This window comes from Streptomyces sp. 11x1 (genome assembly GCF_032598905.1).
In the GTDB taxonomy this organism is placed as follows: Bacteria; Actinomycetota; Actinomycetes; order Streptomycetales; family Streptomycetaceae; genus Streptomyces.
This window is the reverse complement of record NZ_CP122458.1, coordinates 8,833,258-8,856,231: the sequence shown is the minus strand read 5'-3', so window position 1 is coordinate 8,856,231 and position 22,974 is coordinate 8,833,258. Positions and strand designations below refer to the sequence as shown.

Below are 22,974 nucleotides of genomic sequence, written 5' to 3'. Positions count from 1 at the left end.
GTGTTCAGACCTTGGTGGCCTCGGGCGCGGTGGGCTGGGCCTTGGCCCTCAGCAGCCGGAGTGCCGGCGCGGGGCCGGACCGGCCGCCACGGCGGTGCAGGGCGCGGGCGGCGTGGTCGCCCGCGAACTGGATGGCGGAGATGACGACCGCGAGGACCGCCACGGTGATCCACATCAGTTCGGTCTCGAAGCGCTGGTAGCCGTAGCGGATGGCGATGTCGCCGAGGCCGCCCGCGCCGACGGTGCCGGCCATGGCCGAGTAGCCGATGAGAGCGACGACGGTCGTGGTGGCGGAGGAGATCAGCGAGGGCAGGGACTCGGGGACGAGGACGCTGCGGACGACGGTCCAGGTGTTGCCGCCCATGGCCTGTACGGCCTCGACCAGCCCGTGGTCCACTTCGCGGACGGACGTCTCGACGAGGCGCGCGAAGAACGGGATCGCGCCGATGGCGAGCGGCACGATGGCGGCCTCGCGGCCGATGGTCGAGCCGGTGACCCAGCGGGTGAAGCCCATCAGCGCGACCATCAGGATGATGAACGGCATCGAGCGGGCGATGTTCACGATCTGCCCGATGACCTTGTTGGCGAGGACGTTCTGCAGCAGGCCGCCGCGGTCGGTCAGGACCAGCAGGATGCCGAGCGGGAGTCCGCCGACGACCGCGATGAGGGTGGACCAGCCGACCATGTAGAGGGTGTCCCAACACGCCTGCTCCAGCAGGGGTCGCATCTCGGACCAGGTCACTTGGCACCTTCCTTCGCGGGCGTGGACGTCGGCACGGAGGTCGGGGCGGTCGTCGGTGCGGTCGTGCGGGTGTCCCGGCCGATCACGTCGATCTGGAGGCCCTTCTCGCGCAGGAAGCCGACGGGAACCACGTTGTCCTCGTAGCGGCCGGGCAGTTCGATGCGCATCCGGCCGATCTGGAGGCCGCCGACGGTGTCGATGGCGGCGCCGAGGATCGAGATGTCGATGTTGTACGTACGGGACAGCTGGGAGATGACCGGCTGGGTGGCGGTCTCGCCCTGGAAGGTGACGTCGAGGACCGTGCGGTCGTCGCCGGTGGCCTCGCCGCCGACCGGGAAGAGCGCGGCGGCCAGTTCGGACCCGGGGGTGGCGAGCAGTTCGCTGACCGTGCCGGACTCGACGATGCGCCCCTTCTCCATCAGGGCGGCGGAGTCGCAGACGCTCTTGACGACGTCCATCTCGTGCGTGATGAGCAGGACGGTCAGGCCCAGCTGCCGGTTCAGGTCGCGCAGCAGCGTCAGGATGGAGCGGGTGGTCTCCGGGTCGAGGGCGCTGGTGGCCTCGTCGGAGAGGAGCACCTTCGGGTCCCCGGCCAGGGCGCGGGCGATGCCGACGCGCTGCTTCTGACCGCCGGAGAGCTGGGCCGGGTAGGCCTTGGCCTTGTCGGCGAGGCCCACGAGGTCGAGCAGTTCCAGGGCCTTGCGGGAGCGCTCCTGGCCCGACCTGCCCAGGATCTCGAGCGGCAGCTCGACGTTCTCCTGGACGGTGCGGGAGGAGAGCAGGTTGAAGTGCTGGAAGACCATGCCGATCCGACTGCGCGCCTGTCGGAGCTGCCGTCCGGCGCGGGGGCCGCGGCCGACCAGGGCGGTGAGGTCCTGGCCCGCGACGGTCACGGTTCCGGAGGTGGGGCGTTCGAGGAGGTTGACGCAGCGGATGAGCGAGGACTTACCGGCGCCGGACTGGCCGATGACGCCGTACACCTCGCCCTCGCGGACATGCAGATCGACGCCGTCGAGGGCGGTGACCTCGCGGCCACGACCTCGGTCGGCCCGATAGATCTTCGTCAGGCCCGATGTGGTGATCACTGGATTTCCGTCACTGTCGAGTGCGCGGGCGTGGGTGTGCCCGGGCAGGGGTGCAAGCGGTCAGGGACGCGACACGGTTCTCGCGGTGGCGAGGGAACCGGAGGAGAACGGGTGCGCGGGGAGGCTCTGTTCCATCACGCGCAGTGGCGTGCGGGGCCTTCTAGAAGGCGCACATTCGACACATACAACGAGCACCGGGCGTCATCGTCGCCTCGGTCGCAAGGGTGCGGCAGCTCGTCGTGGTCATGAGATCAGTAAAGCAGATGTATGTAGCAGGTGAGAGAGGGCTGTCCGCATGACGGACGGAGATGTGGCACGTTTCCGCAGGTGCGAGCCGATGCTGTCCACCCTGTGGGCATCCGGCGCTGTGGCCAAGGCCACGATGCGCGGTTCGGGGGCTTCCCGGTCCGGGGCCGGGCGCGGCGGGGGTTTTGGGCCGTAATAGGGTCGCGGCATGCTTGTTGCCCTGACGGTGACGACCGCCGTCGCCGCGCTCCTGCTCGCCGCGTGGTGCGGCTGGGCCGCGTATCGCGATCAGCCGACCAAGGACTGGCACTTCATCGGCATGGCCGTGGTGTCGGTGCTGGCCCTCGTCCAGCTGGTCGTCGGGATCGCGCAGCTGGCGCGCGGGGAGAAGCCGGAACAGGGGACCACGATCTTCGTCTCCTACCTCCTCGGGGCGTTCGCCTGTGTCCCCGTGACCGGGTTCATGTCCTTGGCGGAGCGCACCCGCTGGGGCAGTGCGACCGTCGCGGCCGGGGGCGTGGTGCTCGCCGTGCTGCAGGTGCGGCTCCATGACATCTGGGGAGGCTGACGTGACCGCTACCGACGAGGTGCCGCAGCGGGAGAGGCCGACACGCCTCATCGGCGGGCCGGGGATGCTGCTGGTGTGGCTGTACGGCGTGATGGTCGTCGGGGCCGTCTCGCGGTCCGCCGTGCAGATCTCGACGGAGTTCGAGCATGCGCCGCTCGCCTACTCGCTGTCCGCGCTCGCCGGTGTCGTGTACGGGTTCATCACGTACTCGCTGGTGCGGGGCGGGGAGTTCGCCCGCAAGGCCGCGCGGCTGTGCTGCGCGGCCGAACTGCTGGGTGTGCTGGTCGTGGGCACCTGGACGATGGTCGAACCGTCCGCCTTCCCGGACGCGACCGTCTGGTCCGACTTCGGCATGGGGTACCTGTTCATTCCCGTGCTGCTGCCCATCACCGCGATGTACTGGCTCACGAAGGGCACGCGGGCGCCCCGATAGGGGCGCGGGGAGCTGCGCGACAAGCGACCACGGACCAGGTGCCGCCACAGGGGCCTGACGCGGCACCCTCCACCGGGCGCCCCTTCACGCCGTCGTGGCGTACGCCTCCGCCGGCTTCTCCAGCACCACCATCGGCACGCCGTCCGTGCCCTGGCTGGTGCCGACCGTCTCATAGCCCACCCGGCGGTACAACCGGAGGTTGCCCTCGCTGCGGTGGCCCGCGCTGAGGCGGAACCTGGTCGCGCCGCGCTCCTCGGCGAGGGCCGCCTCGGCGGCGCGCAGGAGCCTGGCGCCGATGCCGTGGCCCTGGAGGCGCGGGTGGACGCAGAGTTTGCCGATGGCGGCGGTGCCGTCGGCGTCGAGGGCGCCGCGCACGGAGCCGATCACCTCGTCCCCGAGCCTGGCCACGAAGACACAGTCCGAGGCGACCTCCGCGCGGACGGAGTCGAGGCTCTCGACGAGCGGATCGATGCGGTAGTTGCCGTACAGTGCCGCCTCGCTCTGGAAGCACAGGTACTGCAGCCTGAAGATCTGCTCGGCGTCCTGCTCGGTCGCCACCGAGATGGTCACGCTCATGCCCATGTGTGCACGCCTCCCGCTCACCTGCTCACCCGATGTCCCTCACTCCTATCCCCGTGGTTCGCGTGCCGCAACCTCCGCCGTGAGCAATCGCCGAAGACATCCCAGACATCGGGAACGTTCCGGACCGAGGCTGCCCTGTGAGATACCCAACTCGCCCGCGATCTCACGGTAGGTGAGGTCCTTCGGAGACAGCAGGGCGGCGAGCAGCCGGGGGCAGCGGCCGGGGAGCCGGCGCACGGCCGCGTGCAGCGCGCGGCGGCGGGCCGCCGTCAGCGCCTGCTGCTCGGGGCCCGGCGCGTGCTCGTCCGGAGGCTCGGCGGCGTAGGGCCGTTCGAGCCGGGCCGTGCGGCGACTGAGACGGGCCTCGAAGCGGACGGCGCTGCGCAGCCAGCTCTCCGGATCCTCGGGTGGGCCGTCGGCGTCGAGCCGTTCCAGCAGGCGCAGCCAGACCGCCTGCTCCAGGTCTCCCGCCTCGGCCCCGGCCGCGTACGCCTCCGCCGAGACCTCCGCGACCAGCAGCGGGCGGAGGCCGGCAAGCATGTCGTGTGTCATATGCCCCGGGACGCCGCCGCCCCGGCAGGGGTTGCCGGGGCGGACGGGAGTCACCCCAATCGGGGCTCCGGGCTTGGCCGTTGACGTTCGAACCGCTGTGCCGTGCGGTCAGTCGCCGACGAAGTCCGCGTGGGCCAGCAGCCCGGTGTCCGGGTTGTCGGTGAAGATGCCGTCGATACCGGTGTCGAAGTACACCTTGAGCGCGCCGAAGGAGTCTCCGTAGGCGTTGGGGTCCGTGCCCTTGCGGAAGTTGGCGGGCAGGAAGGTGTTCTCGTTGCGCAGCGTGTAGGGGTGCAGGATCAGCTTCTCGGCGTGCGCGTCGGCGACGAGGGTGGTCGGCGTGGTCAGGTTGCCGCCCGAGTCGCGCGGGATGATCAGGTCGAGGGTGGGGCCGATGCCGTTCGCGAACGAGGCGATCCAGGCGAGTCCGGCCGGCTTGACCAGGTCGGCGACGGTGCGCGGGTCACCGGCCTCGACGAAGTCCCAGGGGCGGGTGGCGGCGCCGGAGAGCAGGACGACGAGCGGGCTGTCGACCAGCCGGTTCAGCCGCTGGATGCTGCTCGGCTCGAAGGACTGCAGGAAGACGGGCGAGTTCTTCCGGTGCCGGTCGTACCGGCGCAGCAGCTTGGCGAGCGGCTCCTCCAGACCGAGACCGAGCTTGCGGAAGTAGGTGGGGTGCTTGGTCTCGACGTGCAGCCAGACGCGCCTGCCGCGCTTCCTGCCCTCCTTCTCGGCCCAGCGCAGCACCTCCTCGAAGGAGGGGATCTCCCAGCGGCCGTCGTAGAGGGTGTTCTCCTGGCGGTTGCCCGGGATGCGTTCCTTGGCGCGCAGCGTCTTCAGCTCGGCGAGGGTGAAGTCCTCGGTGAACCAGCCGGTGTAGGTGACGCCGTCGACGACCTTGGTGGTCTTCCGGCCGGCGAACTCGGGGTGCGCGGCGACATCGGTCGTCCCGGTGATGTCGTTCTCGTGACGGCATACGAGATGGCCGTCCTTGGTGGGCACCAGGTCCTGCTCGACGACGTGCGCGCCCATGTCCAGGGCGAGCTGGTACGAGCCGAGCGTGTGCTCCGGCCGGTAGCCGCTGGCTCCGCGGTGCGCGATGATCGTCGGCACCGGCAGGCTCCGGTAGCCGCCCGAGTGGCCGGCCGCCTTGGCCTCCGGTGCCGCCTCGCCGGCTCTCGCCGCGGCCGGCAGTCCGAGGACCGCTCCGCCCGCGCCGAGCACCGCGGCACCGAGCAGCGCCCGTCGGCCCGTTGTGCGGTCCTGTTCGTTCGCGCCCTTCGCGTCCTGCGACTGCCGCGACTCCTGCGTCCCCATGACCGGCTCCTCCACCGTGATGCCCTGCACCTGTCAAAGCGGGACGATCGTAGGTGTCATGAGGTGACCGTTGGGAGACCCGGGACCGAACACGCGGAAGACGCCTTGTGTCGCACGGGAGGCGCAATTTGACGGAGTGTCGGTTCGGTGACGCGATATCCGTCACATGGCGCGCCCGGGTGACATCCCGCCACCACAGCGTCACCGCAGGTAAAACAGCGTCAACAGTTGGTATCCACTCGGTGAACCCGACGTGCGCCGCCCCGTGGGCCGGGAGTATCGTCCTCACCTGCACAGACTTGTACCGGAACGCTTGACATGGGAGGGCCCGTTGTCCCGCTTCGTGCTCATCAAGGCAGTGCTCGGACCGATCATGCGCCTGATGTTCCGCCCCCAGGTGGAAGGCGCGGAGCACATTCCGGGCGACGGCCCGGTGATCCTCGCCGGGAACCACCTGACCTTCATCGACTCCATGGTCCTGCCGCTGGTCTGCGACCGGCAGGTGTTCTTCATCGGCAAGGACGAGTACGTCACCGGCAAGGGGATCAAGGGCCGACTGATGGCCTGGTTCTTCACCGGGGTCGGCATGATCCCCGTCGACCGCGACGGCGGCCGGGGCGGGGTCGCCGCCCTGATGACCGGGCGGCGGATCCTGGACGAGGGCAAGGTGTTCGGCATCTACCCCGAGGGGACGCGGTCGCCCGACGGTCGGCTGTACCGGGGGCGGACCGGGATCGCCCGGCTGACGCTGATGACCGGGGCGCCGGTGGTCCCCTTCGCGATGATCGGGACGGACAAGCTCCAGCCGGGCGGGGCGGGGTTGCCCCGGCCGGGGCGGGTCACCGTGCGGTTCGGTCAGGCGATGGAGTTCTCTCGGTACGAGGGGATGGATCGGGACCGGTATGTGCTGCGGGCGGTGACCGACTCGGTGATGGCTGAGGTCATGCGGTTGTCGGGGCAGGAGTATGTGGATATGTACGCGTCAAAGGCCAAGGAAGCGGCTTAGCTCCGCTTGGGGATCGGGGACTTCGGTCGTTGGTTCGGTGCGGGTCGGTGGGGGCTGGTCGCGCAGTTCCCCGCGCCCCTGGGTCTGCTGGGGCTGGGCGGGGGCGTCCAGGTGCTGGGGGTGCCGGGAACTGCGGGCGGTTGTCGAGTGCCGGCCGGTGGCGGCTTCTCGCGCCGTTCCCCGCACCCCTGGGTCTGCTGGGGCTAGGCGGGGGTCTCCAGGTGCTGGTTGCGCAGCATGAACCATGCCGCCACTGCTGTGGTCAGGAGGACCGCCGCGCCCGCGCCCGACGCGATCGTGAGGCCGTCCACGAAGGAGTCCCTCGCGGAGGACAGCAGGGCCTCGGCCTTGTCCGACGGCATTGCCGCCGCCGCCTCGACCGCGCCGCCCAATGACTCGTGCGCACCTTCCGGAGTACCCGCGGGCGCCGGGAAGCCGCGGTAGACGCCGGTCACGATCGAGCCCAGGACCGCGATGCCCAGGGCCGCGCCCAGCTCGTACGCCGTCTCGGAGACCGCCGAGGCCGAGCCCGCCTGCTCCTTGGGGACGCTGGAGAGGATGACGTCGGCGGTGACGGTGAAGGAGAAGCCGGCGCCGATGCCGACGAACAGCAGGGCGGCGCCGATCAGCGGGTAGCCGGTGGCTCGGTCGGCCAGGGTGAGCAGGGCGAGGGCCAGACCGATGGCGGCGAGGCCCCCCGCCACCACGGAACGGACGGAGAAACGGCGGGCCGCCGCTCCGGCGACCAGGCCCGCGGCCACCGCTCCGATCGCCGCCGGAAGCTCGGCGAGACCCGCCTCCAACGGGCCCCGGCCCTGGACCAGTTGCAGGAACTGGGAGAGGAAGAAGACCAGCCCGGAAAGGCCGAGGATGGTCAGCAGGTCGGCGAGGACGGCCCCGGAGAAGCCCCGGTTGCGGAACAGGCGCATGTCCAGCAGCGGGTGCGGCAGTGTGAGCTGACGGCGCACGAAGAAGGACAGCCCGGCGAGACCGAGGAGGCCGGCGGCGAGTGCGATGCCGTCGACGCCGTGGGTGGCGGCCTCCTTCACCGCGTACACCACACCGATCATGCCGACCAGCGACAGGCCGACGCTGGGCATGTCCCACGGGCCCGGGTTCGGGTGGCGGGACTCGGGGAGCAGCTTGATGCCGACGAGGACGAGCACGGCCATCACGGGCAGGTTGATGAGGAAGACCGAGCCCCACCAGAAGTGTTCGAGCAGAAAACCGCCGACGACCGGTCCGACAGCCGTACCGGCGGAGGCCGTGGCGCCCCAGACGCCGATCGCGAGGCTGCGCTCACGCGGGTCGTGGAAGAGGTTGCGGATCAGGGCGAGGGTGGCGGGCATCAGCGTCGCGCCCGCGACTCCGAGCAGCGCCCGCGCGACGATCATCGTCTCGGGCGTCGTCGCGTAGGCGTTGAGCACGGATATCGCGCCGAACGCCGTGGCGCCGATCAGCAGCAGCTTCTTGCGGCCGATGCGGTCGCCGAGGCTGCCCGCCGAGACGAGCAGGCCCGCGATGACGAAGGAGTAGATGTCGCCGATCCACAGGAGTTGGGTGCCCGAGGGCTTCAGATCCTCGCTGATGTAGGGGGTCGCGAGACCGAGGACGGTCGCGTCGACGGCCACCAGCAGCACGGCGAGCACCAGGACGGCGAGCGCGAGCCAGCGGCCCGGCCTCTTCTCCGCCTCGACGGTGCGGGCCGGCCGCAGGGTGCTGGTCATGATTCCTCTCTCGGTTGTTCGGGATGACGCAGGGCGCCGCCGAGCAGCAGCTCGGTGATCATGAAGGTGAAGTCGTTGGCGGCCACGCGCCCTTCGGAGACCGCCCAGGCGCCGGAGGCCAGCAGGCCGTAAAGAGCCTCGGTGAGCCAGGCCGGTGTGAGGTCGATGCGGAACTCACCGGCCGCCTGGCCGCGTTTGAAGAGGGCCGCGACACGGTCGTCGATCCGGGCCCAGCCCTCGTGCTGCCCCTCCCCCTCGAACAGCTGGTTCTCGGTGTAGAGGAAGGCGAGCAGGCCCGCGGCGGGTTCGATCTCGCGCACGAGCCGGCGTACGGCGTCGCGCGCCGGGCCCTCGTCGAGGCGCGCCGCGTCCAGCGCGGCCTCGCACTCCTCGATGCCGAGCGCCTCCAGCGCCCGTACGAGCGCGTCGCGTCCGGCGAAGTGGCGGTGCAGCGTGGCTCGGCTGATCCCGGCGGCCTTGGCCACCTCGTCCATGGTCGCGGTGGACTTGCGGGTCAGCAGGGCGGCTGCGCTGCGCAGCACGTGTTCACGATCGACGGCCATGAGACAACCATAGCCCATATGAGACATTGATGTCTCACAGCGGGCATGAGCGTCTCATGGCCGGGGTGGTGCAGAGGGTTCTCCCCGCGCCGGAGCGGCCGTGGTCAGTGCCAGGGGAGGCTGCCGCGCTTCTCCCAGTACGTCCGCGGGTCCTCGGCGAGGTCCGTGAGGCGGGTCAGCTGGTCGTCGTCGAGGTCGACTACCGCCGCGTGGAGATTGGAGGCGAGCTGGTTGGTGGTGGCGGCGCCGGAGAGGACGACTCCGGCCCACGGCTGCCGCAGGACCACCGCCAGGGCGACCGCGTCGCAGCCGAGGCCCGTCCGCTCGGCGACGGCCTTGAGGGCGTCCGGGGCGTGCGGACCGGCCAGTCGGCCGTTGGCCATGCCCTCCTTGACGATCACGGTCAGACCGGCATCGTGCGCCTCGGCGAGGGCGGGGGCGGCGGAGGTCTCCAGCGCGTTGTACGTCGACTGGACGGTACGGAAGAGGGGTTCGCCGTCGACGGTCACGGTGAGGGCGGAGCGGATGGCGTCCGCCTGTGCCGGGCCGCTGGTGGAGAAGCCGATGGTGACGCCCTCGGCGGCGGCCTCCGCCAGTTTGGCGTGAAGCTCCTTGTCGGTGAGGGCCGGGCTGTCCGGGGTCACCGAGTGGATCTGGTAGAGGTCGAGGCGGTCGCCGAGCAGGGCGGCGGTCTCGGCGCGCTGGCGCTCGTACGTCGCGAGGGTGTGGTCCTTGACCTCGTGCTTCTCGGCGTCGGTGGTCCAGTCGGCGGTGTAGGTGTAGCCCCACTTGCTGCCGATGACCACGTCGTCGAGGCCCGGGCGGGTGCGGAGCCAGTCCGCGAGGAACTTCTCGGAGAGGCCGTAGGAGCGGGCCGCGTCGAAGTAGCGGACGCCCTGGGCGTAGGCGGCGTCGAGAAGTTCGTGGGTGCGGGTGCGGAGGGCCTCGACGGTGCGGGTCTCTCCGAGGTCGGCGTCGCGGCCGAGGTTGATGTAGCCGGGGCGGGCGACTGCGGCGAGGCCGAAACCGATGTGGCAGGTGGGGGTGGTGGCTGCGGCCAGTCGGGCGAAGGGCATCGCGGGCTCCGTTCGGGTCGGCTCCATGCGGTTCCTGAGCAAACGTAACCCGTGATGACCTTCGTGGTGCGGTGCGGGGGCTTTCGGTGGTTTTTCGCCCCCGCCGCCCCTACCCGTCCCTCCCCCACTCTTGGCTTCGCTCGAGCGGGAGGTGCCCCCACCCAGGGGCTGCGCCCCTTCGCCCCCCCATCGCGCTCCGCTCGGGGTGAGGGGGTGAGTGGGTTAGTGGATGGGTGCGGGTTCGGTGGGGGTTCTCGCGCAGTTCCTCGCGCCCCTTACGGGGCGCTCCTCCTCAGCCCAACACTCCCCGGCGGCCCTTACGGGGCGCGTCGTCTCAGCCCTTCTTCGCGGTTGCCCACGCGTGCTGGGCCGTCACGTTCTGCTTGATGTCCGCCAGTTGGATCGCCACCGCGCTCGGGGCCGTGCCTCCGCGGCCGTTGCGGGAGGCCAGGGCGCCCGGGACGTTCAGGACGGTACGGACCTCGGGAGTGAGGTGGGCGGAGATCTTGGCGAACTGGTCGTCCGTCAGGTCGTTCAGTTCCTTGTTCTCGGCCTCGGCGGCCTTGACGCACTCACCGGCGACCTCGTGGGCGACCCGGAAGGGAACGCCCTGCTTGACGAGCCACTCGGCGACGTCGGTGGCCAGGGAGAAGCCGGCCGGGGCCAGCTCCTCCATGCGCTCACGGTGGACGGTGAGGGTGGCCATCATGCCGGTGAAGGCGGGCAGCAGGACCTCCAGCTGGTCGATCGAGTCGAAGACCGGCTCCTTGTCCTCCTGGAGGTCGCGGTTGTAGGCGAGGGGCAGCGCCTTGAGCGTGGCCATGAGGCCCGTCAGGTTGCCGATCAGGCGGCCGGACTTGCCCCGGGCCAGCTCCGCGATGTCCGGGTTCTTCTTCTGCGGCATGATCGACGAGCCCGTCGAGAACGCGTCGTGGAGGGTCACGAAGGAGAACTCCTTCGTGTTCCAGATGATGACTTCCTCGGCGATCCGGGAGAGGTTCACGCCGATCATCGCGGTGATGAAGGCGAACTCGGCGACGAAGTCGCGGGACGCGGTGCCGTCGATGGAGTTCGCGGAGCTGCCGTGCTCGAAGCCCAGGTCCTTGGCGACCGCCTCGGGGTCCAGGCCGAGGCTGCTTCCCGCGAGGGCGCCCGAGCCGTACGGGGAGACCGCCGTGCGCTCGTCCCACTGCCGCAGCCGCTCGGCGTCCCGGGAGAGCGACTGGACGTGCGCGAGGACGTGGTGGGCGAAGAGGACCGGCTGGGCGTGCTGGAGGTGGGTACGGCCGGGCATGGCCACGTCCGGGTGGGCCTCCGCCAGGCCGATCAGGGCGTCCTGGAGGTCGGCGATCAGACCGCCGATCGTGCGGGCGTGGTCCCGCAGGTACATCCGGAAGAGGGTCGCGACCTGGTCGTTCCGGGAGCGTCCGGCGCGCAGCTTGCCGCCCAGGTCCGGGCCGAGGCGCTCCAGGAGACCGCGCTCCAGGGCGGTGTGCACGTCCTCGTCGGCGACAGTGCCGACGAAGTCGCCCGACACCACGTCCGCTTCGAGCTGGTCCAGGCCGGCGATCATCCGGGACAGCTCGTCCTCGGTGAGCAGGCCCGCCTTGTGCAGCACGCGCGCGTGGGCGCGGGAGCCCGCGATGTCGTACGGGGCCAGCCGCCAGTCGAAGTGGACGGAGGCGGACAGCTTCGCCAGGGCCTCGGCGGGTCCGTCGGCGAAACGGGCGCCCCAGAGCCGTACGTCACCGCTGTTGCTGCTCACTCGCGTTGCTCCTAGATCTCCGCTTACTACGTTCACTGCCATGCATGAGTATGCAGAACTCTGCATGAATCGTCAATCTGAGAGAAGTCCAAGAGACGCCGAGAAACCTTTGAACAAACGAAACCGCTTTCACGTAACTCACACCGGACGCAGGCGCCGCGTTCGTAAACACCGAACACACCCGACCCGAGTGAGGCATCCGCATGTCCAGGGCTCTTCCGAAGTACAACAAGCGTCGCGTAGGGATCATCGGCGGCGCCACCGCGGTCGTGCTCTCCGGAGCGGTCATCGCGGGTTCCGCCCTCGCCGGCGAGGGTGCCAACAACGAGGACGCCGCGGGGAACGCCTCGCCCGGCACCATCACCTGCCCGGCCGTCGCAGGCAGCCTCCCGGCGATCCCCGCCTCCGCGCAGGCCGAGGTCGACCGCAACCTCGCCCTCCTCGACACCCAGATCCAGGAAGCCAACCAGCGCCTCATCGACACCGTCGGCCAGGGCGGCCCGAACTTCGTCAACAACGCCATCCTCGGCCCGCTCGAGGACAAGCGCATCGCCACGCTCAACCGCATCGAGACCGCCATCGGCCGCGCCGCCGCCAAGCCCGAGGGCCTGGAGGCGCTCGCACCCTGCCAGCTGAACCAGGGCGGTGCCGCAGGCGCCGGTGAGGAGGCCGGTGCGGGCGAGGAAGCCGGAGCCGAGGCCGGTGCGGGTGCCGAGGCGGGCGCAGGCGAGGACACGGGCAACGCGGGTGCCGCCGGCACCATCACCTGCCCCGAGGTCGAGGGCGAACTCCCGGCCATCCCCGCCTCCGCACAGGCCGAGGTCGACCGCAACCTCGCCCTCCTCGACACCCAGATCCAGGAAGCCAACCAGCGCCTCATCGACACCGTCGGCCAGGGCGGCCCGAACTTCGTCAACAACGCCATCCTCGGCCCGCTCGAGGACAAGCGCATCGCCACACTGAACCGCATCGAGACCGCCATCGGCCGCGCCGCCGCCAAGCCCGAGGGCCTGGAGGCGCTCGCACCCTGCCAGCTGAACCAGGGCGGTGCCGCAGGCGCCGGTGAGGAGGCCGGTGCGGGCGAGGAAGCCGGAGCCGAGGCCGGTGCGGGTGCCGAGGCGGGCGCAGGCGAGGACACGGGCAACGCGGGTGCCGCCGGCACCATCACCTGCCCCGAGGTCGAGGGCGAACTCCCGGCCATCCCCGCCTCCGCACAGGCCGAGGTCGACCGCAACCTCGCCCTCCTCGACACCCAGATCCAGGAAGCCAACCAGCGCCTCATCGACACCGTCGGCCAGGGCGGCCCGAACTTCGTCAACAACGCCATCCTCGGCCCGCTCGAGGACAAGCGCATCGCGACGCTCAACCGCATCGAGACCGCCATCGGCCGCGCCGCCGCCAAGCCGGAGGGCCTGGAGGCGCTCGCACCCTGCCAGCTCAACCAGTAGTCCGGACGAGCGGGCGGTCCGCCGCGTCGGCGGGCCGGAGCTCCGCCGGTCGCACGAGGGGGTCCGAGCCGAGGGGCCGGTCGCGATGAGCCGTCCGCGACGGCCCCCTCACTCGGCGAGTGACCTCCTGCGCCCCTCGTGGGCGACAGGGGCCGTGTCCGCCCCGCGCGCCGGCCGGGGCGGACACGGAAGACCCTGGTTCCGGGTGGATCTCCTTGGGAGGCCCACCCGGAATCCGTGTTCCAGGCCCCAATTCATTAGACAGGCAAAACTTTTCCGTCGATAATCGTTAGACATGGGAAAGACCTATGAGCGCATCGACGGCCGTCTGCGGACGTTCATCGAGGCACAGCCGCTGTTCTTCACCGCCACGGCGCCCCTGTCCGCCGACGGCACGATCAATCTCTCCCCCAAGGGCCTGAAGGGCTCGTTCGTCATCCTCGACGAACGGACCGTCGCCTACCTGGACTTCGCCGGCTCCCACGCGGAGACGATCGCGCACCTGCGCGAGAACGGCCGGATCACCTTGATGTGGTGCGCCTTCCAGGGCCCGCCCAGCATCGTGCGTGTGCACGGCACGGGCGAGGCCGTCTTCCGCGACGACCCACGCTTCGCCGAGCTCCTCGCCCGCTTCCCCGACATCGACCCGACCCCGCACGGTCTGCGCGCGATCATCGTGGTCCGCGCCGAGCACATACGCGACAGCTGCGGCTACGCGGTGCCGTTCATGGCGTACGAGGACGAACGCGACCTGCACGGGCGGCGCTTCGCCCGCGAGGACGACGAGTCGCTCAGTGCCTACTTCGGCTCCAAGGAACACATCGCGACCAGCATGGACGGCCTGCCGGGGCTGCCCCTGCCGCTGCCGCCGTCCGCCGTCTGACGGCAGGGGAGGCGGGCGCGCCCTCCGGTGGCGATCGTTCCGCGAGGCAGTTGTTCACACGGTTGAACACACGGCACTCGCTGCACGTACGTGTGGGCCAAGGGTCCAGCCCACCACGGAGGAACCGTGTCCACGATCGCCGGAGGTCGCGCCGCGCGCCGCCAGACGATGCGCCGCATCCGACCTCGCCGCTCCCCCGCCGTCCCGCTGCTGATCGTTTTCTATGCGGGCGTGGCCGCGGTGGTGTGGCTGTGGTGGGACAACACGCCCTCCATCGCGGACCAGGGCAGCAAGATGGTCAACGCCGGGCGGATCACCGGTCTGCTCGGCGGCTACATGATGGCCCTGGTGGTGCTCCAGATGGCCCGGGTGCCCGCGCTGGAACGCCGGGTGGGCTCCGACCGGGTCGCCCGCTGGCACGCGATGACCGGCCGCTACACGCTCTGCCTGGTCGTCGCGCACGTCGTCCTGACGATGTACGGGTACGCGCTGCAGGCCGGTCTCACCCACACCGCGATCCTGCAGCAGACCATCGATTCCATCAACCAGCTGCCCGACATGGGCAAGGCCGCCATCGGCACCGGTCTGCTGGTGCTCATCGGGCTGGTGTCGATCGGCCCGGTGCGCAAGCGGATCCCGTACGACTTCTGGTACCACACGCACCTGCTGACCTACGCGGCCACGTTCCTGACGTTCTGGCACCAGATCTCCACCGGCAACGAGTTCGCCGTCACACCCGCCGCGAAGACCGGTTGGTACGCGCTGTACGGGTCGGTGACCGCGCTGGTGCTGTGGTACCGGATCATCACGCCGATCCGGCTCAACATGCGGCACCGGCTGCGGGTCGAGGCGGTCATCGAGGAGTCGCCCGGCATCGTCTCCGTGCTGATGAGCGGGCGCAAGCTGCACCGGATGGGCGCGGAGGCCGGGCAGTTCTTCCGCTGGCGGTTCCTCGCCCCCGGCATGCGGTTCAGCTCCCACCCGTACTCGCTGTCGGCGGCGCCCCGTCCCAACATGCTGCGGATCACGGTCAAGGCGATCGGCGACCACAGCTCGGCCCTGCGCGACCTGGAGCCCGGCACCCGGGTGTGGGCCGAGGGCCCGTACGGGGCGCTGACGGCCGGCAAGCGCAGCCGGGGCAAGGTGCTGCTGGTGGCCGGCGGTGTGGGCATCACGCCGATGCGGGCCCTGTTCGAGACACTGCCCGGCGCGGCCGGTGACCTGACCCTGCTCTACCGGGCCAACACCACCCAGGACCTGGCCCTGTGGGACGAGCTGGCGCTGATCGCCGAGGAGCGCGGCGCCCGGCTGATGTACGCGGTGAACAGCCCCGACGGCGAGCGCCCTGACATCTCCCCTGACTCGCTGCGCCGCAAGATCCCGGACATCGAGAGCCACGACGTGTTCCTGTGCGGGCCGCCCGGTTTCGCCCAGGGCGTCTACGAGGCCCTGCGCGGCGCGGGTGTTCCTACCCGGCGTATCCACCACGAGTCGTTCGAGATGTGAGCGGCGGGGCCGCTCGCCGCGTATCCCCATCCGACCGACCGTTCCAGCCGCCGGTCGCCACCACCTGCCCCACCCCGACTTCTGGCCATGGTTTCCCGCGGGTTCGCCCGACGGGTCTCCCCCGCGAGACTTCACACTTCAGGAGCTGAAGGAGCGATGAAGAAGAGCCACCCCATCCGGCGGACCCTGCTCGCCACCGCCGCCACCGTGTCCGGCATCGTGCTGCTGCTGTCGCTGAAGCCGGCCTCCGACCCGGCCGGTTCGGTCCAGGCGGGAGCGGCAGGGGGCGCTCCTTCGGCACAGGGCGGGGTGGCGGCCGGCGCGCAGACCCTCACGGGCACCGCCGTCCAGACCGACTACGGGCCGGTGCAGGTCCGGATCACCGTCAACGGCGGCAAGATCACCAATGCCGAGACGGTGCAGCAGCCCAGCGGCGGCCGCTCCACGCAGATCAGCTCCGACGCGATCCCGAAGCTCAACCAGGCGGCCGTGGCCGCGGGCAGCGCCGAGATCGACGCGGTCTCGGGTGCGACCTACACCAGCGCCGGCTACAAGGAGTCCCTCCAGTCCGCACTGGACCAGGCCGGCAACGCGCAGGACCCGGGCGCCCAGGTGCTCACGGGGACCACCGTGCAGACCGACTACGGGCCGGTGCAGGTCCGGATCACGGTCAGCGGTGGGAAGATCACAGGCGCCGAGGCGATCCAGGCCCCGAGCGGCGGCCGCTCCACCCAGATCACCGGCGACTCGGTGCCGAAGCTCAACCAGGCGGCCGTGGCGGCCGGTAGCGCCGACATCGACGCGGTCTCGGGCGCGACCTACACCAGCGCCGGCTACAAGGAGTCCCTCCAGTCCGCACTGGACCAGGCCGGCAACGCGCAGGGCTCCGGGTCCGAGGTCGAGGCGGGCGGCTCCGCGGACGCGGGTGGCGGCGCCGAGGACGGCGGGGGCTCCGGGGCCGGGCAGGCGACGGGCACCCAGGTGCTCACCGGTTCCACGATCCAGACGGACTACGGCCCGGTCCAGGTCCGTGTCACGGTCACCGACGGCAAGATCACAAGCGCTGAGGCGCTGCAGCAGCCCAGCGGCGGCCGTTCGACCCAGATCAGCGGCACCGCCATCCCCGAGCTCAACCAGAACGCCGTCTCGGCAGGGAGCGCTGACATCGATGCTGTCTCAGGCGCCACGTACACCAGCGGTGGCTACAAGCAGTCCCTCCAGTCCGCACTGGACCAGGCCGGCTGATCCGATGGCCGAACCCGCCGGGGCCCCCGCGCCCTCCCCGCTGCGCCACGCCGAGGAGGTCATGGGCACTGTCTTCTCCTTCGACGTCCGAGGAGGCGAGCCCACGGCGGTCCGGGCCGCGCTCGCGGAAGCGGTGGCCGGACTCCACGCCGTCGACGAGGTGTTCAGCACCTATCGCGAGCACAGCCAGATCTCCCGGCTCGCCCGGGGCGAGGTGACGATCGAGGAGTGCGACGCCGAGGTCGCCGAGGTGCTCCACCTGTGCGCCGAGGCCGAGCGGGTGAGCGACGGCTGGTTCAGTGCGACGTACGAGGGCCGTTTCGATCCGACCGGCCTCGTGAAGGGGTGGGCCACCGAGCGGGCCGCGCTGCGGCTGGTCGAGGCCGGGGCGGTCGGGGTGAGCGTGAACGGGGGCGGCGACGTGCAGCTGTGCGGTGTCCCCGGACCGGACCGGCCGTGGCGCGTGGGCGTCGCCGATCCCCTCCGGCCCGGGGGGCTGGCCGCGGTCGTCACGGCCGCCGGCGCGGATCGCCTGGCCGTCGCCACGTCCGGTACGGCGGAGCGGGGCGCGCATATCGTCGACCCCCGCACGGGCAAGTCCGCCGTGACCGACCTGGTCTCGGTGACGGTCGTGGCCCCCAGTCTCACCTGGGCGGACTGCTGGGCCACGGCGGCGTTCGCGATGGGCTCCAGGGAGGGCCTGGCGTGGCTGGAGTCGCTGGAGGACGCGGAAGCGCTGCTGATCACGGCAGGGGATGAGGTCCGCTGCACGAGTGGGTTGGCAGCGCGACTCGGCTGAGCGGCGGCTGTACTTCGCTGCGTACTGGGGCTGAGCCGGGGTGGGGGCGCTCACCGGCGCTGACAGGGTGCCGCCTGCGCCCACCCTCCCCCACTCTCGGCTTCGCTCGAGCTGGAGGTGCCCCCATCGCCCCAGCGGCACGACTGCCCGCAGCAACGACGGCAGGTTGAAGGGCGGGCGCAGCCCCTTTCAGGGAAAGCGGCCGCAGCCCGTCTTTCAGGGGCGCGGGGAACTGCGCGACCGGCCACGACGGACCCGCGGTCGGTGTCCCCGCGAAACCCACCCCCTCAGTGGCCGTTCCCATTCTGAGCGAGCCGCAGCAAATGGTCGGCCAGGGCCTGGCCCCCCACCGGATCCCGGCTGATCAGCAGCAACGTGTCGTCGCCCGCGATCGTGCCCAGGATGTCGTGCAGTTCGGCCTGGTCGATGGCCGAGGCCAGGAACTGGGCCGCACCCGGCGGCGTGCGGAGCACGACCAGGTTCGCGGAGGCCTCGGCGGAGATCAGCAGCTCCGCGGAGAGCCGCCGCATCCGCTCCTCCTTCGCCGACTCCCCCAGCGGAGCCCGAGGCGTACGGAACCCCCCCTCGCTCGGCACCGCGTAGATGAGGTCGCCGTCGGTGTTGCGGATCTTCACCGCGTTCAGCTCGTCCAGATCCCGGCTGAGCGTCGCCTGTGTGACGCTCAGCCCGTCGTCGGACAGCAGCTTCGCCAACTGGCTCTGCGACCGCACGGGTTGCCGGTTGAGGATGTCGACGATCCGCCGGTGGCGGGCGGTACGGGTCTGCGGCACCGCGGGCCCCGCCTGGTCGTGCTCCTGCGCCTGGCTCATCGTCGTCTCATTCTCCGGCTCGTCCGTCCCCACTGGCTTCGTGTGCCGCCCGCGCCGCGTCGAGGATGCCGGGCAGGGCCTGGAGGAGGGCGTCCACCTCGGCGTCACCGATGTTGAGCGCGGGCATCAGCCGTACGACATCGGGGGCGGGCGCGTTCACCAGGAAACCGGCGTCCTGAGCGGCCTGTTGCGCCAGGGGCGCGAGGGGCTCGGTGAGCACGATACCCAGCAGGAGGCCCGCGCCACGGACATGGTCGATCATCGGGTCGCCGAGGGACTCGATCCCGTCGCGCAGCTTCTCGCTCTGCCGCTTGACGTTCTCCAGCAGCCCTTCCGCCCGAATGGTCTCCAGGACGGCGAGGCCGGCGGCGCAGGCGACCGGGTTGCCGCCGAAGGTGGTCCCGTGCTGGCCGGGCTGGAGCAGCTCGGCGGCCCGCCCGAAGGCCACGGTCGCGCCCAGCGGCAGTCCGCCGCCGAGGCCCTTGGCGAGGGTGACGACGTCCGGCAGGACGCCCTCGTGGGCCTGGTACTCGAACCAGTGTCCGGTCCGGCCGACGCCGGTCTGCACCTCGTCGAGGACCAGCAGCGAGCCGGTGGCGGCCGTGATGGCTCGCGCGGCCTTCAGATAGCCGGGCGGCGGGACGACGACGCCCTTCTCACCCTGGACGGGTTCGATGATGACGAGCGCGGTCTCCTCGGTCACGGCCGCGGCGAGGGCCTGCGCGTCGCCGTAGGGGACGTGGGTGACGTCACCGGGCAGCGGGTGGAAGCCGGTCTGCTTGCCGGGCTGGCCGGTGAGGGCGAGGGCACCCATGGTCCGGCCGTGGAAGCCGCCCTCGGTGGCGACCATGTGGGTCCGCCCGGTCAGCCGGCCGATCTTGAACGCGCCCTCGTTGGCCTCGGCGCCCGAGTTGCAGAAGAAGACCTTGCCGTCGCGGCCGAAGTGCTCCAGGAGCCGTTCGGCGAGGGCGACGGGCGGCTCGGCGACGAACAGGTTGGAGACATGGCCGAGGGAGGCGATCTGGGTGCTGACCGCCTCGACGATCGCCGGGTGGGCGTGGCCGAGCGCGTTGACCGCGATACCGCCGACGTAGTCGACGTACTCCTTGCCGTCGGCGTCCCACACCCGGGTGCCCGCGCCGCGGACCAGGGAGAGCTTCGGGGTGCCGTAGTTGTTCATCAGCGAGCCCCGCCACCGCTGGGCCAGCTCCTCGTTGGCGGTCATTCGGCGTCCCCCTCTTCCGCATCCGGCACGACCATCGTGCCGATGCCCTCGTCGGTGAAGATCTCCAGCAGGATCGAGTGCTGGACCCGGCCGTCGATGACGCGCGCGGTCCGGACGCCGCCCCGGACGGCGTGCAGGCAGCCCTGCATCTTCGGCACCATGCCGGAGGACAACTCCGGCAGCAGCTTCTCCAGTTGGGAAGCGGTGAGGCGGCTGATCACCTCGTCGCTGTTGGGCCAGTCCTCGTAGAGGCCCTCGACGTCGGTGAGGACCATGAGGGTCTCGGCGCCCAGCGCAGCAGCGAGTGCCGCAGCCGCCGTATCAGCATTGACGTTGTAGACATGTCCGTCGTCCTGGCTACGGGCGATCGAGGAGACGACCGGGATGCGGCCGTCGGCGAGGAGTGCCTCGATCGCGCCCGTGTCGATCGAGGTGATCTCGCCCACCCGTCCGATGTCGACCAGTTCGCCGTCGATCTCGGGCTGGTGCTTCGTGGCGGTGATGGTGTGCGCGTCCTCGCCGGTCAGTCCGACGGCGAGCGGCCCGTGCTGATTGAGCAGTCCGACCAGCTCGCGCTGCACCTGTCCGGCGAGCACCATGCGTACGACGTCCATGGCGTCCTCGGTGGTGACGCGCAGGCCGGCCCTGAACTCGCTGACGATGCCGTGCCGGTCGAGGGCGGCGCTGATCTGCGGGCCGCCGCCGTGCACGACGACCGGCTTGAGGCCGGCGTGGTGCAGGAAGACGACGTCCTGGGCGAACGCGGCTTTCAGATCTTCGTCGATCATGGCGTTGCCGCCGAACTTGATGACGACGGTCTTGCCGTTGTGCCGGACCAGCCAGGGCAGCGCCTCGATGAGGATCTGGGCCTTGGGAAGGGCGGTGTGCTTCCGCGCGGGTGTGTTGCTCATGAGGAGTACGCGCTGTTCTCGTGGACGTAGTCGGCGGTGAGGTCGTTGGTCCAGATCGTGGCCGTCTCGGACCCGGCGGCGAGGTCGGCGACGATGTGCACCTCGCGGTAGCGCATGTCGACGTTGTCGCGGTCCTCGCCGACTCCGCCGTTCTTGCAGACCCAGACGCCGTTGATGGCGACGTTGAGGTGGTCCGGCTCGAAGGCGGCGGACGTGGTGCCGATGGCGGACAGGACACGGCCCCAGTTGGGGTCCTCGCCGTGGATGGCGCACTTGAGGAGGTTGTTGCGGGCGATGGAGCGGCCCACCTCGACGGCGTCGTCCTCGGTCGCCGCGTTCACGATCTCGACCTTGATGTCCTTGCTGGCGCCCTCGGCGTCCCGGATGAGCTGCTGGCCGAGGTCGTCGCAGACCTGGCGTACGGCTTCGGCGAACTCCGCGTATTCCGGAGTGACTTCGGCGGCGCCGGAGGCGAGCAGGAGGACGGTGTCGTTGGTGGACATGCAGCCGTCGGAGTCGACCCGGTCGAAGGTCGTCCGCGTGGCTGCGCGCAGGGCCCTGTCGAGGACGTCGCTCTCCAGGTCCGCGTCGGTGGTGAGCACGACGAGCATGGTGGCGAGGCCGGGGGCGAGCATGCCCGCGCCCTTGGCCATGCCGCCGACGGTCCAGCCGTCCTTGGTGACGACGGACGTCTTGTGCACGGTGTCGGTGGTCTTGATGGCGATGGCGGCCTTCTCGCCGCCGTGCGGGCTGAGCTGGGCGACGGCCTTGTCGACGCCCCGCTTCAGCTTGTCCATGGGCAGGAGGACGCCGATGAGGCCGGTGGAGCAGACCGCGATCATCCCGGGCGCGTGACCGCCCAGGTCGTCGAGCCCCGCCGAGTTGAGGGAGTCGGCCACCTTCTCGGCGGTCGCGTGCGTGTCCTGGAAGCCCTTCGGACCCGTGCAGGCGTTGGCGCCACCGGAGTTGAGGACGACCGCGGAGACCTCGCCGCCCTTCAGCACCTGCTCGGACCAGAGCACCGGCGCGGCCTTCACACGGTTGGAGGTGAAGACGCCCGCGGCGGCGAGGCGGGGCCCGTTGTTGACCACGAGGGCCAGGTCCGGGTTGCCGTTCTCCTTGATCCCGGCGGCGATGCCCGCCGCCGTGAACCCCTTGGCTGCCGTCACGCTCACGGTGCGACTCCGATCGTGGAAAGCCCCGTCGTCTCGTGGAGTCCGAGGGCGATGTTCATGCTCTGGAGGGCGCCACCGGCGGTGCCCTTGGTGAGGTTGTCGATGGCGCTGATCGCGATGATCCTGCCCGCGGCCTCGTCGTACGCGACCTGCACCGATACGGCGTTGGAACCGTAGACGGACGCCGTGGCGGGCCACTGCCCTTCGGGGAGCAGGTGGACGAACGGCTCGTCGGCGAAGGCCTTCTCGTACGCGGCGCGCACGGACTCGGCGGTGACGCCGGGCCTCGCCTTGGCGCTGCACGTGGCGAGGATGCCGCGCGGCATCGGTGCGAGGGTCGGTGTGAAGGACACGATGACCGGCTCGCCCGCGACACCGCCGAGGTTCTGCATCACCTCGGGTGTGTGCCGGTGGCCGCCGCCGACGCCGTAGGGGGTCATCGACCCCATGACCTCGCTGCCCAGCAGATGCGCCTTGGGCGCCTTGCCCGCGCCGGAGGTGCCGGAGGCGGCGACGATCACGGCCTCGTTCTCGGCGAGGCCCGCCGCGTAGGCCGGGAACAGGGCCAGGGTGACGGCCGTGGGGTAGCAACCGGGTACCGCGATGCGCTTGGAACCCTCCAGCGCGGCGCGGGCACCCGGTAGTTCGGGGAGGCCGTAGGGCCAGGTGCCGGCGTGGGGCGAGCCGTAGAACTTCTCCCAGTCGGACGCGTCCTTCAGCCGGAAGTCGGCGCCCATGTCGACCACGAGCACCTCCGGGCCGAGCTGCTCGGCCACGGCCGCGGACTGCCCGTGCGGAAGCGCGAGGAAGACCACGTCGTGGCCCGTCAGCACCTCGGCGGTGGTCTCCTGGAGCACCCGGTCGGCCAGCGGCAGCAGGTGCGGCTGGAGCGCGCCCAGGCGCTGGCCGGCGTTGGAGTTGCCGGTCAGTGCACCGATCTCGACCTCGGGGTGGGCGAGCAGCAGGCGCAGCACTTCGCCGCCCGCATAACCACTCGCTCCCGCCACCGCCACGCGTACCGCCATGGAACCCTCCTCTTGGATGGCATGACTATACGTATCGCTGCACTTTTATGCAATCTTGTCTCCGCCGCGCGCGAGGGTCGGTGAGACTGAGCAGCCGATCTGGCGGATGAGTGCCTGACTTGGCGGGGCTGAGCGTCTCAGTTGGCGAGGGGCCTTCCGGCGTCGACGTCTCGGGCGAGTTGCCGGGCGTGCTCAGTGAGTGCTTTTCGCAGGTCAGCGTAGTGCCCGCGCGCATCGACTCGGGTGAGCTGGAACCATGTCGTAT

21 protein-coding genes and 1 pseudogene are annotated in these 22,974 nt (G+C 70.8%); 8 read left to right on the top strand and 14 right to left on the bottom strand.

Annotated features, from left to right (window positions below; genetic code table 11):
* Nucleotides 1-4: 4 nt before the first annotated feature.
* Together P8T65_RS38940 and P8T65_RS38935 are read right to left on the bottom strand one after the other, a co-directional pair.
* Nucleotides 5-742, bottom strand: a complete 738-nt coding sequence (locus tag P8T65_RS38940; RefSeq protein ID WP_316730062.1) for a methionine ABC transporter permease — start codon at nucleotides 740-742, stop codon at nucleotides 5-7.
* Nucleotides 739-1,827 (bottom strand): ATP-binding cassette domain-containing protein, encoded by a 1,089-nt coding sequence (locus tag P8T65_RS38935; protein ID WP_316730060.1) that lies wholly within the window; start codon nucleotides 1,825-1,827, stop codon nucleotides 739-741. Before P8T65_RS38935 ends, P8T65_RS38940 begins: the two co-directional genes overlap by 4 nt.
* Before the next feature lie 454 nt (nucleotides 1,828-2,281).
* On the opposite strand from P8T65_RS38935, the gene P8T65_RS38930 reads away from it, so the two are divergent.
* Together P8T65_RS38930 and P8T65_RS38925 are read left to right on the top strand one after the other, a co-directional pair.
* On the top strand, nucleotides 2,282-2,641 hold the full coding sequence (locus P8T65_RS38930) for a hypothetical protein (protein WP_316730058.1): 360 nt from the start codon (nucleotides 2,282-2,284) through the stop codon (nucleotides 2,639-2,641).
* Complete coding sequence (locus P8T65_RS38925) at nucleotides 2,622-3,074, top strand: hypothetical protein (protein WP_316730056.1); 453 nt, start codon at nucleotides 2,622-2,624, stop codon at nucleotides 3,072-3,074. The genes P8T65_RS38930 and P8T65_RS38925 overlap by 20 nt, the downstream gene beginning before the upstream one ends.
* A gap of 84 nt (nucleotides 3,075-3,158) precedes the next feature.
* Here P8T65_RS38925 and P8T65_RS38920 read toward each other — a convergent pair whose 3' ends face one another.
* The 3 genes from P8T65_RS38920 to P8T65_RS38910 all read right to left on the bottom strand — a co-directional run bounded on the left by P8T65_RS38920 (nucleotide 3,159) and on the right by P8T65_RS38910 (nucleotide 5,525).
* Nucleotides 3,159-3,656, bottom strand: a complete 498-nt coding sequence (locus P8T65_RS38920; RefSeq protein ID WP_230219103.1) for a GNAT family N-acetyltransferase — start codon at nucleotides 3,654-3,656, stop codon at nucleotides 3,159-3,161.
* A gap of 45 nt (nucleotides 3,657-3,701) precedes the next feature.
* Nucleotides 3,702-4,208, bottom strand: a complete 507-nt coding sequence (locus P8T65_RS38915) for an RNA polymerase sigma factor (RefSeq protein WP_230219101.1) — start codon at nucleotides 4,206-4,208, stop codon at nucleotides 3,702-3,704.
* Between the two features lie 108 nt (nucleotides 4,209-4,316).
* Nucleotides 4,317-5,525 (bottom strand): glycerophosphodiester phosphodiesterase, encoded by a 1,209-nt coding sequence (locus tag P8T65_RS38910; protein ID WP_316730053.1) that lies wholly within the window; start codon nucleotides 5,523-5,525, stop codon nucleotides 4,317-4,319.
* Between the two features lie 331 nt (nucleotides 5,526-5,856).
* On the opposite strand from P8T65_RS38910, the gene P8T65_RS38905 reads away from it, so the two are divergent.
* Nucleotides 5,857-6,531: a lysophospholipid acyltransferase family protein gene (locus P8T65_RS38905; protein ID WP_316730052.1), complete on the top strand. Its 675-nt coding sequence runs from the start codon at nucleotides 5,857-5,859 to the stop codon at nucleotides 6,529-6,531.
* A 203-nt stretch (nucleotides 6,532-6,734) separates the two neighbouring features.
* On the opposite strand, the gene P8T65_RS38900 is transcribed toward P8T65_RS38905, so the two are convergent.
* From P8T65_RS38900 to argH, 4 genes are all read right to left on the bottom strand, one after another.
* A complete protein-coding gene (locus tag P8T65_RS38900) occupies nucleotides 6,735-8,258 on the bottom strand; it encodes an MFS transporter (RefSeq protein WP_316730050.1) in 1,524 nt (507 codons plus the stop codon).
* Entirely contained in the window at nucleotides 8,255-8,821 is a 567-nt protein-coding gene (locus P8T65_RS38895) for a helix-turn-helix domain-containing protein (RefSeq protein WP_316730049.1), read from the bottom strand. Before P8T65_RS38895 ends, P8T65_RS38900 begins: the two co-directional genes overlap by 4 nt.
* Before the next feature lie 104 nt (nucleotides 8,822-8,925).
* A complete protein-coding gene (locus P8T65_RS38890) occupies nucleotides 8,926-9,897 on the bottom strand; it encodes an aldo/keto reductase (protein WP_316730048.1) in 972 nt (323 codons plus the stop codon).
* Between the two features lie 334 nt (nucleotides 9,898-10,231).
* Entirely contained in the window at nucleotides 10,232-11,662 is a 1,431-nt protein-coding gene (gene argH, locus P8T65_RS38885; protein ID WP_316730047.1) for an argininosuccinate lyase, read from the bottom strand.
* A gap of 203 nt (nucleotides 11,663-11,865) precedes the next feature.
* On the opposite strand from argH, the pseudogene P8T65_RS38880 reads away from it, so the two are divergent.
* From P8T65_RS38880 to P8T65_RS38860, 5 genes and pseudogenes are all read left to right on the top strand, one after another.
* Nucleotides 11,866-12,705, top strand: a pseudogene (locus P8T65_RS38880) (hypothetical protein); the annotation flags it as partial.
* A gap of 700 nt (nucleotides 12,706-13,405) precedes the next feature.
* Complete coding sequence (locus P8T65_RS38875; protein WP_316730046.1) at nucleotides 13,406-13,993, top strand: pyridoxamine 5'-phosphate oxidase family protein; 588 nt, start codon at nucleotides 13,406-13,408, stop codon at nucleotides 13,991-13,993.
* Between the two features lie 168 nt (nucleotides 13,994-14,161).
* The gene (locus P8T65_RS38870) at nucleotides 14,162-15,499 is read left to right on the top strand and encodes a ferredoxin reductase family protein (protein ID WP_316731864.1); all 1,338 of its coding nucleotides are present in this window, start codon (nucleotides 14,162-14,164) and stop codon (nucleotides 15,497-15,499) included.
* Between the two features lie 156 nt (nucleotides 15,500-15,655).
* Nucleotides 15,656-16,744 carry an FMN-binding protein gene (locus P8T65_RS38865; RefSeq protein ID WP_316730045.1) on the top strand — a complete coding sequence of 363 codons (1,089 nt, stop codon included), beginning with the start codon at nucleotides 15,656-15,658 and terminating at the stop codon, nucleotides 16,742-16,744.
* A gap of 4 nt (nucleotides 16,745-16,748) precedes the next feature.
* Nucleotides 16,749-17,543 (top strand): FAD:protein FMN transferase, encoded by a 795-nt coding sequence (locus P8T65_RS38860; RefSeq protein ID WP_316730044.1) that lies wholly within the window; start codon nucleotides 16,749-16,751, stop codon nucleotides 17,541-17,543.
* A 287-nt stretch (nucleotides 17,544-17,830) separates the two neighbouring features.
* Here the strand turns inward: P8T65_RS38860 and P8T65_RS38855 are convergent, their stop codons facing one another.
* Genes P8T65_RS38855 through argC form a run of 5 tightly spaced genes read right to left on the bottom strand, consistent with a single transcriptional unit; the run spans nucleotide 17,831 to nucleotide 22,709 of the window.
* Nucleotides 17,831-18,373: an arginine repressor gene (locus tag P8T65_RS38855; protein ID WP_184896243.1), complete on the bottom strand. Its 543-nt coding sequence runs from the start codon at nucleotides 18,371-18,373 to the stop codon at nucleotides 17,831-17,833.
* A 7-nt stretch (nucleotides 18,374-18,380) separates the two neighbouring features.
* Nucleotides 18,381-19,598 carry an acetylornithine transaminase gene (locus P8T65_RS38850; protein WP_184896241.1) on the bottom strand — a complete coding sequence of 406 codons (1,218 nt, stop codon included), beginning with the start codon at nucleotides 19,596-19,598 and terminating at the stop codon, nucleotides 18,381-18,383.
* Entirely contained in the window at nucleotides 19,595-20,509 is a 915-nt protein-coding gene (argB, locus tag P8T65_RS38845) for an acetylglutamate kinase (RefSeq protein ID WP_316730042.1), read from the bottom strand. The genes P8T65_RS38850 and argB overlap by 4 nt, the downstream gene beginning before the upstream one ends.
* Nucleotides 20,506-21,684 (bottom strand): bifunctional glutamate N-acetyltransferase/amino-acid acetyltransferase ArgJ, encoded by a 1,179-nt coding sequence (gene argJ, locus P8T65_RS38840; protein ID WP_316730041.1) that lies wholly within the window; start codon nucleotides 21,682-21,684, stop codon nucleotides 20,506-20,508. The genes argB and argJ overlap by 4 nt, the downstream gene beginning before the upstream one ends.
* Nucleotides 21,681-22,709, bottom strand: coding sequence for an N-acetyl-gamma-glutamyl-phosphate reductase (gene argC, locus P8T65_RS38835; protein WP_316730039.1), 1,029 nt, complete (start codon nucleotides 22,707-22,709; stop codon nucleotides 21,681-21,683). The genes argJ and argC overlap by 4 nt, the downstream gene beginning before the upstream one ends.
* Nucleotides 22,710-22,974: the final 265 nt, after the last annotated feature.